The organism is Neobacillus drentensis NBRC 102427 (assembly GCF_001591445.1).
GTDB classification, from domain to species: Bacteria; Bacillota; Bacilli; order Bacillales; family Cytobacillaceae; genus Neobacillus; species Neobacillus drentensis.
The window spans coordinates 50,280-66,920 of record NZ_BCUX01000003.1 but is presented as its reverse complement, the minus strand read 5'-3'; the positions used below and the strand labels follow the sequence as shown (position 1 = coordinate 66,920).

15 protein-coding genes are annotated in these 16,641 nt (G+C 35.9%); 13 read left to right on the top strand and 2 right to left on the bottom strand.

What is annotated here, in order from left to right; all coding sequences use genetic code 11:
* Position 1: 1 nt before the first annotated feature.
* On the top strand, positions 2-283 hold the full coding sequence (gene qoxD / locus BDR01S_RS00895) for a cytochrome aa3 quinol oxidase subunit IV (RefSeq protein WP_066253211.1): 282 nt from the start codon (positions 2-4) through the stop codon (positions 281-283).
* 55 nt (positions 284-338) lie between these two features.
* Here qoxD and BDR01S_RS00890 read toward each other — a convergent pair whose 3' ends face one another.
* A complete protein-coding gene (locus tag BDR01S_RS00890) occupies positions 339-611 on the bottom strand; it encodes a hypothetical protein (protein WP_066253215.1) in 273 nt (90 codons plus the stop codon).
* Positions 612-909: 298 nt separating this feature from the next.
* Complete coding sequence (locus BDR01S_RS00885) at positions 910-1,524, bottom strand: RraA family protein (protein ID WP_066253218.1); 615 nt, start codon at positions 1,522-1,524, stop codon at positions 910-912.
* A 467-nt stretch (positions 1,525-1,991) separates the two neighbouring features.
* On the opposite strand from BDR01S_RS00885, the gene phaP reads away from it, so the two are divergent.
* The 12 genes from phaP (at position 1,992) to BDR01S_RS00830 (ending at position 16,436) form a co-directional block, all read left to right on the top strand.
* Positions 1,992-2,636, top strand: a complete 645-nt coding sequence (phaP, locus tag BDR01S_RS00880) for a polyhydroxyalkanoic acid inclusion protein PhaP (protein ID WP_066253220.1) — start codon at positions 1,992-1,994, stop codon at positions 2,634-2,636.
* 174 nt (positions 2,637-2,810) lie between these two features.
* Positions 2,811-2,984 (top strand): sporulation histidine kinase inhibitor Sda, encoded by a 174-nt coding sequence (gene sda, locus BDR01S_RS24650; protein WP_082797270.1) that lies wholly within the window; start codon positions 2,811-2,813, stop codon positions 2,982-2,984.
* A 94-nt stretch (positions 2,985-3,078) separates the two neighbouring features.
* Entirely contained in the window at positions 3,079-3,261 is a 183-nt protein-coding gene (locus BDR01S_RS00875; protein WP_066253223.1) for a hypothetical protein, read from the top strand.
* A 183-nt stretch (positions 3,262-3,444) separates the two neighbouring features.
* A complete protein-coding gene (locus tag BDR01S_RS00870) occupies positions 3,445-4,518 on the top strand; it encodes a Wadjet anti-phage system protein JetD domain-containing protein (protein ID WP_066253226.1) in 1,074 nt (357 codons plus the stop codon).
* Positions 4,509-6,023 (top strand): hypothetical protein, encoded by a 1,515-nt coding sequence (locus BDR01S_RS00865; protein ID WP_235846470.1) that lies wholly within the window; start codon positions 4,509-4,511, stop codon positions 6,021-6,023. The genes BDR01S_RS00870 and BDR01S_RS00865 overlap by 10 nt, the downstream gene beginning before the upstream one ends.
* Complete coding sequence (locus BDR01S_RS00860; RefSeq protein WP_066253231.1) at positions 6,020-6,766, top strand: DUF6063 family protein; 747 nt, start codon at positions 6,020-6,022, stop codon at positions 6,764-6,766. The genes BDR01S_RS00865 and BDR01S_RS00860 overlap by 4 nt, the downstream gene beginning before the upstream one ends.
* Entirely contained in the window at positions 6,744-11,210 is a 4,467-nt protein-coding gene (locus BDR01S_RS00855; RefSeq protein WP_066253235.1) for a coiled-coil domain-containing protein, read from the top strand. Before BDR01S_RS00860 ends, BDR01S_RS00855 begins: the two co-directional genes overlap by 23 nt.
* A 192-nt stretch (positions 11,211-11,402) precedes the next feature.
* Positions 11,403-12,098, top strand: coding sequence for a YesL family protein (locus tag BDR01S_RS00850; RefSeq protein WP_066253237.1), 696 nt, complete (start codon positions 11,403-11,405; stop codon positions 12,096-12,098).
* 5 nt (positions 12,099-12,103) lie between these two features.
* Entirely contained in the window at positions 12,104-13,051 is a 948-nt protein-coding gene (locus BDR01S_RS00845; RefSeq protein WP_235846464.1) for a carbohydrate ABC transporter permease, read from the top strand.
* Positions 13,052-13,064: 13 nt separating this feature from the next.
* Positions 13,065-13,898 carry a carbohydrate ABC transporter permease gene (locus tag BDR01S_RS00840; protein WP_066253243.1) on the top strand — a complete coding sequence of 278 codons (834 nt, stop codon included), beginning with the start codon at positions 13,065-13,067 and terminating at the stop codon, positions 13,896-13,898.
* 110 nt (positions 13,899-14,008) lie between these two features.
* Positions 14,009-15,034: a zinc-binding dehydrogenase gene (locus BDR01S_RS00835; RefSeq protein WP_066253246.1), complete on the top strand. Its 1,026-nt coding sequence runs from the start codon at positions 14,009-14,011 to the stop codon at positions 15,032-15,034.
* Positions 15,035-15,095: 61 nt separating this feature from the next.
* Positions 15,096-16,436 (top strand): ABC transporter substrate-binding protein, encoded by a 1,341-nt coding sequence (locus BDR01S_RS00830; protein WP_066253248.1) that lies wholly within the window; start codon positions 15,096-15,098, stop codon positions 16,434-16,436.
* Positions 16,437-16,641: the final 205 nt, after the last annotated feature.

Genomic DNA, 16,641 nt, shown 5'->3' with positions numbered 1-16,641 from the left:
TATGAGCGAATTATTCCCGCGAAAACAAATAATGGGCTTTGTCTTTTCTCTTTCGCTAACGGCAGTCGCTCTTGCAGTTTACTTTTTACATTTGTCTTTTGCAATTGGGATGTTTGTACTTGTTGTTACAGCATTTGCACAGGCACTCCTCCAGCTTGTTGTATTCATGCATGCTGGTGAAACAAAAGATAAATGGATTATTTATGGAAAAGTATATTTTATGATTACAGTGGCATTAGTCACCATTTTAGGTACATTACTAATTTTTCTTTGGGATATGTAGGAGGAAAGGGAGCGTTTTTAACGCTCCCTTTTCAATTACTTTATTTTTCTAACATTTATTTATTATTTTTTACTAAATACAATCCATTTCTTGATTTCATTGGCGAAATTTCAATTCCTTTATGAGTGTTTTCTACCATCTCCTCGGTAGTAATAAAAAACATGCCAATAAGGAAGAAAAGTACGGCTCCTACAATGGTGCCGATCCCAATTCCAATAATCGGAGTAACCTCTCCGATCATTCCATATAAAAAGATCATCATACCCATTATTAATGTAAATCCGCCAGTCCATTTTGTTGCATTTAATATTTTCAAACGTGAATTCATAATATTAACCTCCTTTATATAATATGTTTTCCGAAAATTTTAATTAATCTGTTAATTTATTACAAAAAATTTTTTTTGTGTATCTTAAGCGGAAATCCTATTTCGGCCATTTCCTCTACAATACTATTATTCACTTTGTTCACAAAATTGTCAAAACTTTGTTCACAAAATTGTCAAAAATAATTTAATCAATTGAATGAAGTCCAAGTGAAAAGGACCTATGTATTTCTCTTTTCTTACAAAATAACGAAGAAGGGAAACTAAAATAACCTGTTTTCCCTTCTTTTTGTTAATCTATTTATTTCAGCATGCTATCTAAATAACGGATAACTTCATCGGGTTTTCCTGAAACTTTCTCTTCCCGTTCTTGATCTTTAACAAGTTTTTCTTTTGCTTTCCTTAATACTTCTTCCTCAATTTCTTTCGGAACCACTACAACTCCATCTGCATCAGCTACAATGATGTCTCCTGGACTTACTGAGGTTCCACCGCAAGAAATCGGTACGTTTACCTCTCCCCAACCACCCTTAGCGCTTGAGGCAACAGTTGTTCCTTTGCAAAATACTGGAAAATTAAGTTTTTTTACACCTAGGATGTCACGAATAACCCCATCGGTTACGATCCCTTTAATCCCTAATGTTTGCGCAAGTCCAAGGATGAAATCTCCTGCGATGGTTCGATAGGTATCTCCTTTTGCATCTACAACAATAATATCCCCCGGCTTGGCTTCACGAATTGCACGTAATACGCATTGATTATCACCAACAGGCATTTTAACAGTATAGGCTCGCCCTGCAATTCTGAATTCCTCTTTTAATGGCATAATTGAAGGATCCATATTATTTAGCCCTTGCATCGTGTCAGAAATGCATGTGGTTGGAATAACCTGAAATGCTGAAACAATCTCACTCATTGTTAACCTCCTTTAGGTATTAATAGAATAGAATCTAATCCCATGTTACAAAAAAGTTTGGACATTCTATAATATTAAAAAGGAATGGTTGATTATAACAAAAAGGAATGAAAAATAGTTAGCAAAATATCACCTATTTAATAGTGTACCAGGGAAAGAGCATTCATATATTAATTTTCGTAATAGTCAAATAATATACACATTTATGAATTGTATATATTTTATTGTTAATTTGCAATTGACTAAATGTAGCTTATATATGTAAAATACATATATAGTAATTTTATTAATGTGAACTTGATGTTGGTAATGTGTATTTAAAGGGTCGTGCTAGACAACTCAACATTAATAATCCAAGCTCAATCAATTTTTTACAATGTATTCTAGTTTTCTTGAACTCTACATACTTCCGTTTTATCGGGAGGATAATATAGAGAAATTTATAAAAACAATGAGGAGGAACGAAAATGGTTCAAAAGATGATTCAACAAAAAGAAGAAGTTCTAAACAAGGAAGTTAAAAAATTGGAGGTTCCAAAAGTAGAGGTTGCTAAAGTTGAGATTCAAAAAGTAGAACAGCAAACAGAAACAAACTATGTTTCGGATCCATTTATTGAAACACTTTGGGATCAATTTGAAGGTGCAGTATCTCGTACAAGAGAACTCAGAGAACAAAGTCAAGAACTATACTTAAATGCTATAAAAGAAACAACAAAGTTTAACGGAGTATACCGTAAAACCTTAAAGGGTCTTTTTGAGCAAACAACAAAATTAAATGGCGATTTCCGAAATGGGTTATTCCAAAGCAACATTTTGAAAACAAATGAGTCTACTCAAGAAGTGACTGAATCTTTAAAAAGTCAAGTAAGTGAAGCAGCTAGTAAAGTAGAGGATCTTTATTTAACTCCAATTAACTCAGCCCTTGATTTAATTAAAAAAACTGAGGATCTTTTTGAACAAAATAGCGGGGCATTCATTAAATATACAAATGATGCGCGTAATGCTTGGGATGCTGTCTTTGACAACTATTTTAAACAAGCAAGAAAGACTCATCAAAATATCGCTCATCAATTGGAAGATAGCGTGCGTGTACTAGTTACTCCAATTAAATAGTGTACATACCTATAGGAAAATACTTTTTTTATAGGTTGAGTCTTCTTTGTTAATAAATAATCTATTTTGCACAAAAAAAGCAGTTTTACCTAACTCGGCAGCTGCTTTTTTTGTTTTTGATTAGGAACTGTTTCTAATAAATACACACTTGACTGCAAGTGGAGTGAGATAAGTATGCATAACCTTAGTACTGAACTATTGCTAGAAGCATTTAATTCTGCTATTAAACTAAATCTTTGCAAAGACTTTATTCGGTTATTGGCTAAAGAGTTAGATGGACGATTAATTAATGAATCACCCATCAATGATTATAGAAAAGTTTTACATCAGTATATTAAATTAGATTAGAATTTATTCTTTATTCATTGATCTTCCAAGAAATAAATTGGGTTTAACGCCTAGAATTAAAATTCAGCATTTTATTAAAAATGGAGGGATACGTATGGATGAAAAAGAAAAAACTATATTTATGAGTGAACAAGAAAAAACCTTACTATACAAAACTTCTAGCATTTTAAGAAAAGATACAAGCATTATGAGTTTAAACGATATAATAGAAGAACTTGTTCATGTTATAGAATCAAAAACAAAAGAGGACAGATTGCCAGATCAAGAATATAAATAAATCAATATTAGATTTTAAAAGCCCCATCCATTGATTTAGGGCTTTTTTTATTTGTCCTGTTATAGCAGACCATTATATAAAAAAATTTCATTTACAAACGATAACGCAACTAGTTTATAATATAAGGATGTCCAAATTGGATAATAAGAGTCTATTTCTATAACTCTATGAAGATTTAAGTGGGTGAGTACAATCAACATCATTGAAACACGGGTGAGAGGATTTATAGCTGATATTCAACACCCTAACCAAAAGAAGAAAATAAATAGTAACGATTTAGAACTTCAGTTACGCAGGCTTTTGGATAATTATTTTGAGATGGACGGTTATTCGTTGTTTTACCGTGCAGTTGAAACATTGCAAAGGGAAGGACAACTGATTCCCATCCAAAATAATCAATATAATGGAAGAAACCCGGCGCTAGCCTTATATTACTGGGTCAATATAAAAGTTCAGGAAAACAAATGGGATCGTCTCGAGATGATGAAATTAGGTGATCTGTTTGATTTTTCCTTTTATGAACGGCATCCAGAATGGCAGACGAAAAATGAATGGAATCGAATCCAGAATGTATATTCTTTTCTAAGGTCCAGTTTGGAACGGGAAATTGTGTCAGTCGAAGAAAGAAGTCTGGAACTCTTTGGCCATGAAAAATTCTTACTCGACAATGATAGTTTTCCTGATGGAAAATGCTTCTTAGCCAGAATTGGCATATCAGAAGCGCAGCTTAAAATGGTGAATTACGGGGAACCTTTTGTATTTTGGCTGAAACAAGGGAAAGAAATAAAAGATATTCAGCGGGTACTGATTGTTGAGAATCTATCGTTCTTCCATACTTCCATTAAGTTATTGGAAGCCAATCAACTCGATTATGAACCAGAACTGATTATTTATGGTGAAGGAACTAAAATTGAGCGGAGCTTTTCATTTTTCTTTCGAATGTTTCCAGCTAAATCCTATCTTTTCTATTACGCAGGAGACCTTGATGCCGCGGGTTACGGGATCATGATTCGGCTTATCGAAAAATACCCTGATTGCTGTATACAGCCTGCCTTGAAAATTTATCGCAAAATGCTTGAGTTTCTAGAACAAAGAAATGAACAAAAACAAGGACAAACACAAAATATCAAATACCGTGATTCATTCTTTCAATGGTTTACGGAAGAGGAGCAAGTACTATTACAGCAATTATGGCAGGAAAATAAGCGGATCCCACAAGAAGTCTTAAATATAGAAACATGGAGGAGATGGACGTGAACGAATCATGGGAAGGCTTCGGGAAGCGAATGCAACGATTAAATCCACTGTTTGAGCTTGGGAGGGGAATGGAAGTTGGGGAGCTGAAACCTCATATCCAAACCATTCTCATGCAAGTGCTCCTCATCATCTTTTATCGAGAATTAAATGATGATGATCAAAGGCGCAAATCAGATATCAAGTATATGGTCGAAGAATCCATTAAGCAAATGAAGCTTTTGGCAGACGATAAACAAATGGAACGGATTACAAGCGGGCTTTTATATCAGGGGAAAGAAGAATATAGTAAGCCCTTTGAAGCCTTATATTATGATGAAATAAGACAATCCTGGGAGACACAAACCTTTCGCTATGTGACAATGGATGAATTATATACGAATTTAGAATTGGGCGGGGCAATCGTTTATAAATTAACAGATGTCGCGCAGGAAATGATTTTTATGAGCAGGGAAATGGCGGAGGAGTTCTCGATCACGATTGAACAACTCTACAGTATGCAGCTGATTAAAAACGGTAATTTTAGAAAAGCTACTCGAAACCTCGATCACCTCATTTCACGCGTAAACCGCTTAATGGCAAAGGAATTTACCTTTCAAAAAGAAATGATCAACAATCCCAAAATCTTATTGATTGAAGAGGAATGGCAAAGGGCCGAAAATCGTCAGGAAATAGAAAAGCAATTTGAAGAAGAAAAAAATCATTTCCGTACCATTACTAGTATGATCGATAAAACGAAACGAAGGAATGAAGATGTAGATTCTATTCAGAAAGAATTGATTCTGCTCCAAGAAAAAATTGGTCATACAAGGCAATTACATGATCGTTTTGCAAAGTTGGTCATTCAAAATATTTCATATGAGATGAAATTAAAAGCAGAAAATCCTTCATTGTTTTGGGAAACCAGCCTGGTTTCCTTTCGAGAGCATTATTATGAAAATTGGTTCATGAAGGAAGGGGTCAAAAGTTTCGAGACGATAGATAAAGTCCTTTCTCCGTTATTTTCACCGAAGAATGAATTTATTTTGCCGCTTGATTGGATTTGGGGTGAACAAGAATTCGATGAAAAACAACTAATCGATGTTGTTATTGAAGATGAGGCAGAAGAAAGCATTACTCGTCTGCGAGTGACTAACTGGGATTCTATTATCAAGGCATGGAGTTATGTTTTTCAATTTTTACAAACAAACGGAGAGTTTTCGTTAGCTGATTTAGCGGAGCTGCCGCTTGAAGTACAGGATTTATGGTTTGAAGAATCAGAAACGATTGATTTGTGGATGATGTTCGATAAAAAGCCGCTGAAGGTTCAAGTACTTCATCGGAAGGAAGAGACATTAAGCGATGAGAGAGAAATTCTCTTACATAAATTAATGAAGGAATATCCGCAATTTCAAACGTTTGAAGGCTTAAAGATCTATACTGAGTTTGATCATCGAGCGGAGCCTTTCCAATGGTATCGAATGAAAATGTCCCCTTTTAAAATATGTGTTCAGGAGGAGAAGAAATGAGTGCAGAAAGTATTAAAAGAGCATCCGCTGTCTATTTTACTTTATTAAAAGATAAAGTAATCGACGAAAATAGTGAACACTTTCAGACTTATTTTGATCCGGAAGTGCGACAGACAGTTCTCTTATTAGCAGACGAATCAGGTACATATATCATTGAATCGCCAAAGCGCATCCAATTAGTTGTCCAGCCAACTGGTTCTGTTTTTGCTACGAATTTTACCCATATGAAAGAAAAGCATAAGCAAATCGAAACGAAAAAGCACTTTCATCTAATTAGCATTGTCATTATGTCTTTTTTAGCGGCCATCGACCGCAATCAGGCGGCAAAAATCCGCACGAAGCGGGAAGGGATTAGCTACTACGCATTAGAGCGGTCTGTCAATGACCTCATAATGAATTGGGATAGCATTCTTAAAACGAACCCCAGCTTCGGAGAAGAAGAAAGAATCGATATGAAGGAAGTTGTCACCGCCTGGAAATACATGGAGGTTGACACGGATGATTATGGGATTAAAAAAGGCAATCGACGTACCAGAATCGGTTTAATAGCCATAGCCATGCGCTTGTTAGAGACGGAGGGGCTGATCGTCATTCTGGATCGGGACGATATAGCTAAGGTGATTCCTAAAACGGAACTATTTGAGCGAATTGAATACCTATATCACGATTATGACCGTTATGAATTATTAAAAAAATTAATGACTACAGAGGAGGATATGCATGCCGAAAATCCATCGAATTAGAATTGTCGGCCTGAAATATGATGGCATGCAAAAGCAATACAAAGATACCACTTTTAATTTTCATAATGATGAGACATCAACAAATGGCCTCATTGCGATGATGAATGGGGGTGGGAAAGGTGTCTTCCTTCAGACCATTTTCCAAATACTTAAGCCTGGAACTTCATGGGGAAAACAAAACAATCGATATTATCAGCAATTCTTCTTTAATAATAAAGAGCAATTTATTCCCTATACCTTTCATGTACTTATTCAGTGGGAATTGGACGGTGCAGACCATGCGTCTCTGGTAACTGGAGGAATGTTCTCAGCAGAACAGCGGATCTCCATGAGTGAAGAAAGTGGAATGGAAAGTAAAACATTGGAACAGGAGGCAAAGATTGTTCCAAATATTACTTTTTATACAAGAGAATTTGAACGGAAAGACGAGGCAGCACTCGAGCATATCCCACTCTATGAGAATGGTGAGGTTGCTGACACGGAAAGCTTGAAGGACTACTTAAAATGGAATGGATATGACGTGTATCGAGATACGAAAAAACACTATCGTATCCTTGATACATACGGAATTAACCGTAAAGATTGGGATATTATGAAGGAAATAAATAAGGACGAAGGCGGAGTTGGGAAATACTTCGAGGGTGCTGAGGATGATCATTCCCTGTTCCAAAAGCGAATCATACCTACGATTAGTCAAGTCTTACATCGAACTGAACATCAAAGTAACGATCTTGTCGAGATATTTAAGAGCCAGGCCAGTATCGCGAAGGACTTGCCTATTCTTTTAAAAAGAGAGCAAGCCCATAAAGAATTTTTAGAAGACATTATTCCATTTGAAGAGCACTTGGCTAAAGGTGTTGAACATAAAGAAATTGTTCATTCCAGTATACAGGCAGGAAGACAACTGCTTGGTGCCTTGCAGCATTTAAAGCAATCGGAAGAAGAAACGCTGCTTACTTTAGAAAAGGACTTGGAGAAATTAATCATCAGGCAGGCAGATTTACGCTTTCAAAAAGAAAATCTAGAGTTTGCAAAAGCACACAGAGATGTCATGGATTGGGATAAGAAATTAGTGGAAGAAAGAGAGAAACATACTTCCTTACAAGCAATCGTTAAAGTGAAACAGGAACGAAAAGCACAACTGGACTTTCAGCTGTTATTAAAAGAGTGGAATGAAAACGAACAAAGTATTCGCGCTCTTTCACAGCAAATCGCGACATTGGAACAAAATAGCGGCTTAGAGCAAGTGAATCAAAGAATGGATGAAATTAAACAAGAAGCAAGAAAGCTATGGAATCAATCCTATCTATCGATTCAAGAAGGTGTTAAACAGTATTTAGGATATAAAAAGTTCTTAAATAAAAAAGCTACGGGGCTGTTGCAGCAGGATAAACAAAAGACAAAAGACATTGCTCAGCTAAGTACGGAAATAGATTTTCTATATACACAAATGCATACCTTTGAGACGAAGGAAGCAGCACTCATCCAAGAATTTGGCGATCGCTTAACCTATGACTTAAAGGGCTTAACCCTGAGTCTGTCTAAACAAATTGAAGACAAAAAGGCTAGATTAGTAGAGTTGCAAGCAAAAGATAAGGATTCTAATGAAAAGCAAAATCAACTGGCTACATCACATGGTACGCTCATCCAATCCATACAGTTTTCAGAGGAAAAATGTGAAGAATTAAAGACAGTTAATGAAGGACAAAAGCAAAAGGAAGCAAAACTATTAGAAAAACTTCTTGGGCTAATTGATGACGTCACAGCTCCGTTTACTCACTCACTCTTATCGAAGTACGCTATACAAATAGAAGAAATACTTGGCACTAACCGACAACAAGCTGAACAAATAAAAAAGGAACTTTGGGAAACACAACTCGACCATTCCTTAAACGATGAACCCTTCTGGATCTCAAATAAAGACGTGAAAGAATTAAAGGAATGGATTGATGAGAAGACTGGAATTGATGTGTTTTATGGAGCCCAATTTCTCCAATCATTAAATCCAGAGGATATGGCTCATTCCCTGATGACGAATCCGCTCCTTCCATACGGGTTGGTCGTAAGCGGTCAGCAATGGCAAAAAATTAATCAGCAGGTTCTTACAGGAAAAATGTTTAAAAGTCCTGTTCCAATTTTCCTGCGCGAAGAAATGGACGGAGAAAAGCACCAACCATCCTTTGTGATCATTAACGGAACCGAGAAAGAGCTATTAAGTGATAAGAATCAATTCACTAGCTGGAAAATAACGATTGCGAAACAAATTGAAGAAAAGAAAGATACGCTCGTTGAAATAGAAAAATCAGAAACCTCTTTACGTCGAATTTTAAAAGAAATCGATCGGTTTATATCAAGTGAGCTTTCTAGTGATATCGAAAAAGCTTTCAAGCAGGAACAAAACGCTCTTCTTTCTAAGAAAACGAAATTACAAGAAATCAAAACACAAGAACAAAAAGAAAAAGAATTACAGCTTGGGCTAAAAGAACAGCTGGAAAAGACAAACAGTAGGATAGAAAAGCTTACAAGAAATGTTGAAACGTTAGAGGAGTTTGATCAAGAAAAAACTCTTCATCAAGAAAATAAACGGGTAAAACTAGAAAAAGAGAAACAAAAAGAAGCCTTAGGACTACAGCAGCAAGAAATAGGAAAAGAGCACCAACAGACAGTTGAACTGCAAAACCAGTGGAATCAAACCTATGTAGAATGGAAGCTTACAACCGAACAAGCGATAAAGGAAATTAGGTTATATATTGAAGAAGCTGTTTTTCCTGCTGATGAAAAAGCAGACCTATCTGATGAGGTCCCTCATCTATCTCCACATTTATTACAAGAGATAAACGGAAGTATCGGGGAACTAAAACAGCTTCAAAAATCGAAAGAAGAACAGGCTAGAGAATTACTCGTTCTTCAAGCAAAAAAAGAAACCGAACAAAAGCAGCAAAACAAATTAGAGAAAAAACTCAATGCCCATGATCAAGATTGGAATCAAGCAAAAGAACCAGATGAACCTCTAAGTATATTAGAAAATATGTTGCAAACGGCACAGAAGGAAGCGAAGTCTGCGGAAAAAGATGAACGGGAACAAGGAACGGCTGTTACCGTAGCGGAAACGTCCTTAAAGCACGCGACTGAACAGCGTGATAAGTCTGGAAAGAAAGTCGAAAAGTATGAAAAACAGCCTGAACAATGGGAAGACCTTGATTTAGAAGTAAAAGCAGTAGAAATTAAAGACCAAACGAAATTAACGAAAGAGGAAGTAAAGCAGGCAGAGAAACGCCAAAAAGAAACGGAAACAAATATTGCCGGGTACGAAGGAGATTTGTTAACCTTATCCGTTATCCTAAAAGAGGAAGCAGCAGCATTTACGACTGAGGACCTAGAAAAAATAAACAGTCAAGGTAAAGCATGTATCTTATCCTGGTGTGAAGAACACCAAGCGATCCAGGAAGAAGGCCAAGAGAAGCATGCGAAAATCGACCAATCTTTAAGGAACTTAAAACTCACGATTGAAGGAAAAGATTGGGAGATTCGGTTTAAAAATGAAGTATTAACGACGTTAGATCATATGGATACAAGGCATTATACGCATATTCAGACGATTGTTAAAAACATGAAGCGTTTTTCACAAAGTGGATTGGAGCAATTAGAACGCGACAAGGAAAGGGCAGAAAAGGCGCAAAACTTCTGGGCCAGCCGTGCCAGCATGAAAGTGATGAGCATTGCAGAGGCGATTCGTTCCATGATTGCAAAAATGAAGTTGAAAAATGAACGAGGTTCGTTTCCGCTCGTCCAGCTTAAAGAAGACATCTTACCCAAAAAGGCGGAAGATATTGAGCCATTGCTGAAGCAGCATTTTGTCGCTGCCATTAACAAAATCACTAAACAATTTGATATGATTGATGATCATAATCGAGCATTAGACGATGAAATAAAACAACTGATAAGTGATGAGCAAATTTTATTTGTATCCCTTCGAAATCGATATCCTGAGCTGCTCGTCTATAATATGAGAACAGATAATGCCTTTATGTACGGGAAACCGCAAAAAGAGCATTACTCAACGTGGCAGACCATTAATCAAGGTTCAAGGACGAAATCCGACGGCAGCGGCGGACAGAAGTTATCTGCTCGAATGGTGATGATGATGATGTTATTATCGGTTAAAAGTGAAACCGATCAAAGCTGGGTTCCGTTAGTATGTGATAATCCGTTCGGACAAGCTGCATCGGCCCATGTTCTTGATCCGATTTTCGCTGTAGCCGAAAAACTGAAGTTCCAATTCATCGTCGTCACTCCGCCTGAACTGGTGAAAACGGAAATCAGCCAAAGATTTGATGCCTATTATAAATTGGACTTCATTCGTGAAAAAGGAAAAGAAATTGTTTCGGATACGATTGTTCCAGCCTTTCGGATTTACCAGGGAGAGGAAGCTGTGGTAAGGTAACGCATGCGTTGAGGATTAACTGGAAAATCTCACTTTCATATGGAAAGTGGGATTTTTTATGTATGAGAGAAAAACAGGTCAAAAAATTTCTAAATAGGTAAAAAAATTATATATTTTAATTTTCTAAATTTTCTTATAATAATCCGTATAGTAACCTGAAAAATAAATTAACTAATTAGTTAAGGAGGAAAGATGGAAACTAATAGATTAATGAACAATATTAATGTTGCCTTTGATTGGTTTATTAAGTTGTTTTATTTAAATCTCCTATGGGTTCTTTTTACCTTCGGAGGACTAGTATTAGCAGGAATCTTTCCTGCTACAATTGCCTTGTTTACTGTTATGAAGAGTTTGCAATCGAGAAAAAATGTAAGGGTTTTCAATGAATATTGGAATATATACAAAAAAGAATTTTTTAGTGCGAACCGATTGGGAATCGTTTTAACGGTTATTCCAATTATATTCTATACGGATTATCTTTTTGTCAATCAGTTCTCTGGAACTATAGCGATAATAACCCAAGGTATTCTTTTGGGATGTGTTTGTTTGTATGGAATTACATTGATGTATGTGTTTCCTGTCTATATACAGGTAAAGAGAAAGCTGTTTTCTACTATTAAAATAGCTTTTCTTATCGGAATCGCCTACCCGTTATTTACATTTATGATGTTTATTTCAATCGCTTCTCTACTGTTTTTATTTGCATTTCTACCAATGGCAGGTTTTCTCTTTTTCGCAAGTGCCTCGGTATTTGTTCTATCATTTTTCGCTCAGCGGTTATTAATAAAAATTGAAGTTCAAGAGAGTCATGGGGTAAGCCAAAGGAATTCTCGATTGATGGGTCAGTCATCATTCATTAAGAAAAAAAATACTCTTTCGAAAGGATGAAAGATTTGAGTGTTGAAGCAAAATCAATAGTAGAAAATGTGGAGTTTGTAAAGAGGAAAAAAAGAAAAAAGAGTGTAATCGAAAAAAAGGAAAATTGGGTAGGCTTTTTGTTTGTATCCCCGATGTTTATTGGAGTGAGTGTATTAACACTTTTGCCGATTATCGCAACGTTTTTCCTAGCCTTTGCGGACTGGAATTTTATCATGGGAATACAATCTGTGAAATGGGTAGGATTGGATAATTTTAAAGCTCTTTTTGCAAATGAAGTATTTATTAAATCGGTATTGAACAATTTACTTTTTCTGTTAACGGTACCAATTTGTATGGCGATTTCATTACTTATATCTATTGTTATAGATAAACATGTATATATGAAAAGTTATTTTAAAGTAGCATTTTTCATGCCTTATATTTCAAGTATTGTAGCGATTGCAGTCGTTTGGCAGGTATTATTTAATCCTACTGAAGGTCCAATTAATCAATTTTTATTCTCATTAGGGATAGAAAATCCACCAAAATGGATAGCGGACCCAAATTTTGCACTTATTTCCTTGATGGTCATTCAAATTTGGGCTTCTACTGGTTTTAATATGCTTATTTATTTAGCAGGTTTACAATCGATTCCGAAAGAACTTTATGAAGCGGCTGATATGGATGGAGCGACTCGTTGGGATAAATTTAAACATATTATGCTTCCTGCCCTATCACCTACAACCTTTTTCTTATTAATCACGGGAATTATATCTACATTTAAAGTATTCGACCTAATCGCAGTATTAACCAAGGGAGGACCGATAAATTCAACAACCATGTTAGTGTGGCATTTGTATGACAGTGCTTTCGTAAATTTAAAGATTGGTTATGCCTCAGCCATTGCAGTTGTCCTATTTTTCTTTGTATTATTCATCACTCTAGTTCAGTGGAGTTTGCAAAAAAAATGGGTGAATTATTAAGGGAGGTCGACTCATGGAGAGAAGGATTAGCATTCGAAAGTTAGTGATGACCGTGATCTCGTTTATCGTTAGTATTGCATTTTTATTACCATTTTTTTGGATGTTATCTACATCCTTTAAAATTGAAGCAGATGTTTTTAAATTCCCGATTGAGTGGATACCTAGAACATGGAACGGAATCGAAAATTATAAAGAAGTGTGGTTAGGTAAGGACCCTTTCGCTCTTTATTATTGGAATTCTATTAAAATTACTGTCAGCACGACAATTATTTCGGTAACAGTATCCGCTTTGGCAGCTTATGGTTTTTCAAAGGTTAATTTTTCAATTGGGAATTTTCTATTTCTCATTATTTTGGCAACCTATATGGTACCACAACAGTCCATTTTAATCCCACAATTTATTCTATATCGTTATTTAGGATTATTTGATAGTCATTTAGGTTTAATTCTACTTGGCAGCTTTAGTGTATTAGGAACATTTATGTTACGGCAATTCTTTATGGGGATTCATTCCGACTATATTGATGCAGCCAAAATAGATGGTGCGAGTCATTTTCGGATTTTTTGGTCGATCGCTTTTCCAATTGTGCGTCCTGCAATTGCAACCTATGCGATTTTGCGTTTTATCTGGACTTGGAATGATTTTCAAAATCCATTAATTTTCCTGCGATCGGATGAATTATACACGATTCAGTTAGCGATGCAGAAATTCACATCCTTGAATGGTGAGTTTTACTCGTTAATTATGGCGGCGGCTGTATCAGCAATACTTCCTCTCATCATTGTTTTTATAATTGGTCAGAAACAGGTAATTGAAGGAATTGCCTTAGGAGGTGTTAAGGGCTAATGGTTAAGGATATTTGTTTTGCCAGTATTGGCACTGGTTTTATCTACCGGGGGGCAATGTTTAGACTAGTTAACACTCTAAAAAATACTAAAAATTAGGAAGGTGAGTTAGTGAACCACTATATTAACAAGAAAATATTGTTTACTGAACCCTATAAGCTTGAGTTTGAATCTTGCTCTGTAGGGGATGGGCCTCTAGAAGGGCATCAAATGTTAATCCGTACCATCACTAGTTTAATTAGTCCAGGAACAGAGCTTGCTTTGTACACGGGAACACATGTAGGTATTAAGGATCCTACTAATCATTTTGCAAAGTATCCTTTTTATCCCGGTTATTCGGTAGTAGGAGAAGTGGTAGAAATAGGGAAGGAGGTAATGGACTACAAAATAGGTGATATTGTATACACAATAGGGAATCATGCTGCCTACAATCTTGTTTCTCTTGGAAATGTGTGGTCCCCAGTTATAAAGCTTGATAATAGGAAGTTGGGCGAAAAGGCAGTGTTTGCTAGGTTAGCCGCGATTTGTATGACTTCAATCATCAAAAGCAATATACAAATAGGTGATACTGCAGTTGTATTAGGTGCGGGGATTATTGGAAATTTAGCCGCTCAGCTATTGTCTATTAAGGGAGCGGAGGTAATTGTTGTTGATATTGTTGAACAGCGTCTTAAAATTGCTAAAGAATCAGGTATCCATAAGACCATTTTATCGGGCCCATCTACAGATTTAAGTGAAAAGGTAGAGGAGTTAACCGGTCTGAAATATGCTGATATAGTAATAGAAGCCACTGGTTCTCCTAAACTTGTAATCCCAGCACTAGAATTGGTAAGGCCTTTAGGTCAGGTAATCGCACTTGGTTCAACGAGAGGAAATGTGGATTTAAATGTTTATGAGTATATTCATAGCAAAGGTGTAAACTTTACAGGTGCCCATGAAAGATTACAAGATCAAAATGGATTCCCCTCGCGAGCAAAACTAAGCAAATATGCCTTGAAATTAATTCAACTAGGGGCGCTTAAAATTGATCCACTTATTACCCATACGCTTCCAAATAATGAAGCAAAACATGGCTATGAGATGCTGCAAAACCAACGGGACGAGGCGCTTGGTGTATTACTTGATTGGAGTAGTTAAGCAATCTATTATTATGGTTTTAATGAATTAAAAATAATATGCAAATGGGGGCGATGAGAAAATGAAAAAGGTTTTTACATTATTTCTTACTTTAATGCTAGTTATTGGAATTTTGGCTGCATGTAGTGAAAAACAATCATCAAGTTCCGCTAAAAAAGATGATGAACCTGTGACAATCAAATTGCACACATATGGAACAGAAGATGCCTATAAATGGAAAAAAACAGTCAGTGCATTTGAAAAGAAAAATCCGGATATTAAAGTGGAGGTTGTCCAATTAAGTGAAAAGCAAGATTCACAAGAAGCACTAAAAAAGATTGATTTAGCTGCTGCGTCGGGTGAAGAAATGGATGTTATTATGTTTCCATTTATAGATGCGCTTGCTCAACGTGTTAATTTAGGAATGGTAGAACAACTGGATAAATATATCGAATCAGACGGAATTAACATGGAGGAAGAATACAAATTTGATCTAAAAGTTAAAGACCATTATTATGCAATGCCGGGGAAATTCAATCTAATGTATGTATTATTGAATAAAGATCGTTTGGATGCTGCAGGACTAGAAGTACCGAAAGAGTGGACATGGGATGAGTTTCAAGAATACGCTAAAAAGCTTACAGGTGATGGACATTATGGTACTTATTTTCACGGGCCATTTCAATTCGCCTGGTCCCAATATATGTCTTTAAATCTAATTTCGCAGGAATCAAATGCCGGATTCTTGAAAGTGGATGGAACGTCTAATATGGATGATCCGCTTTACAAAAAATCATTAGAACTACGAGTAAAGATGGAAAAAGAAGATAAGTCAGCTGTACCATATTCTCAAATGATCTCTCAAAAATTGAACTATCGAGACCAATTCTTTACACAAGCATCAAGTATGATTGTGACTGGAAGCTGGTTGTTATCGGAACTTGGTGGGTCTGACCGATTCCCAGTGGACTTCAATATTGCAGTTGCACCAATGCCAAAAAATAATCCATCTGATAAATTTTCATACAATCCAGCAGGCGGTGACCTATTAGGTATTTATGCGAATTCGAAAAATAAAGATGCTGCCTATAAGTTTATTAAATGGTATTCAACAGAAGGACAAATAGAGCAAGCAGCGTTCCTGCCATCTTGGTCAAAAGTTACAGATGCAGAAACAAAAAGTTTAATAGATAAAATATTTGCTGATTCTGCAAATCCGGATAAACTAGACAGAGAGTCACTCTTGCATACGATTCAGTCTACTAAAGCTTCGAAAATAGGCCAGCCGGTACCATACATTAATGAAATCAATGCTGTCCTCGCTGTAGAATTTGAAAAATTGATTCTTGACAAACAGGACATAGATACAACCGTTGCAAATTCGAAAAAAATAGTGCAAGATATTATCAAAAAAAATAAATAAATATAGATTAATAGGTAACGGCTTAGCTAAATTAAATGAGGCTAGGCCGTTTTTCCTATGAGTGAATTTGCCGTTGCTTTGTGAGGATTATACAATTGACGTTCATTAAGCCCTAGAATGTAGTTGAGTTCTATTAATATGGTGGTAAAATGGAATTAGGAATTAAAAACTGAAAATTTAGATATTTATCTATACAATAGATAAG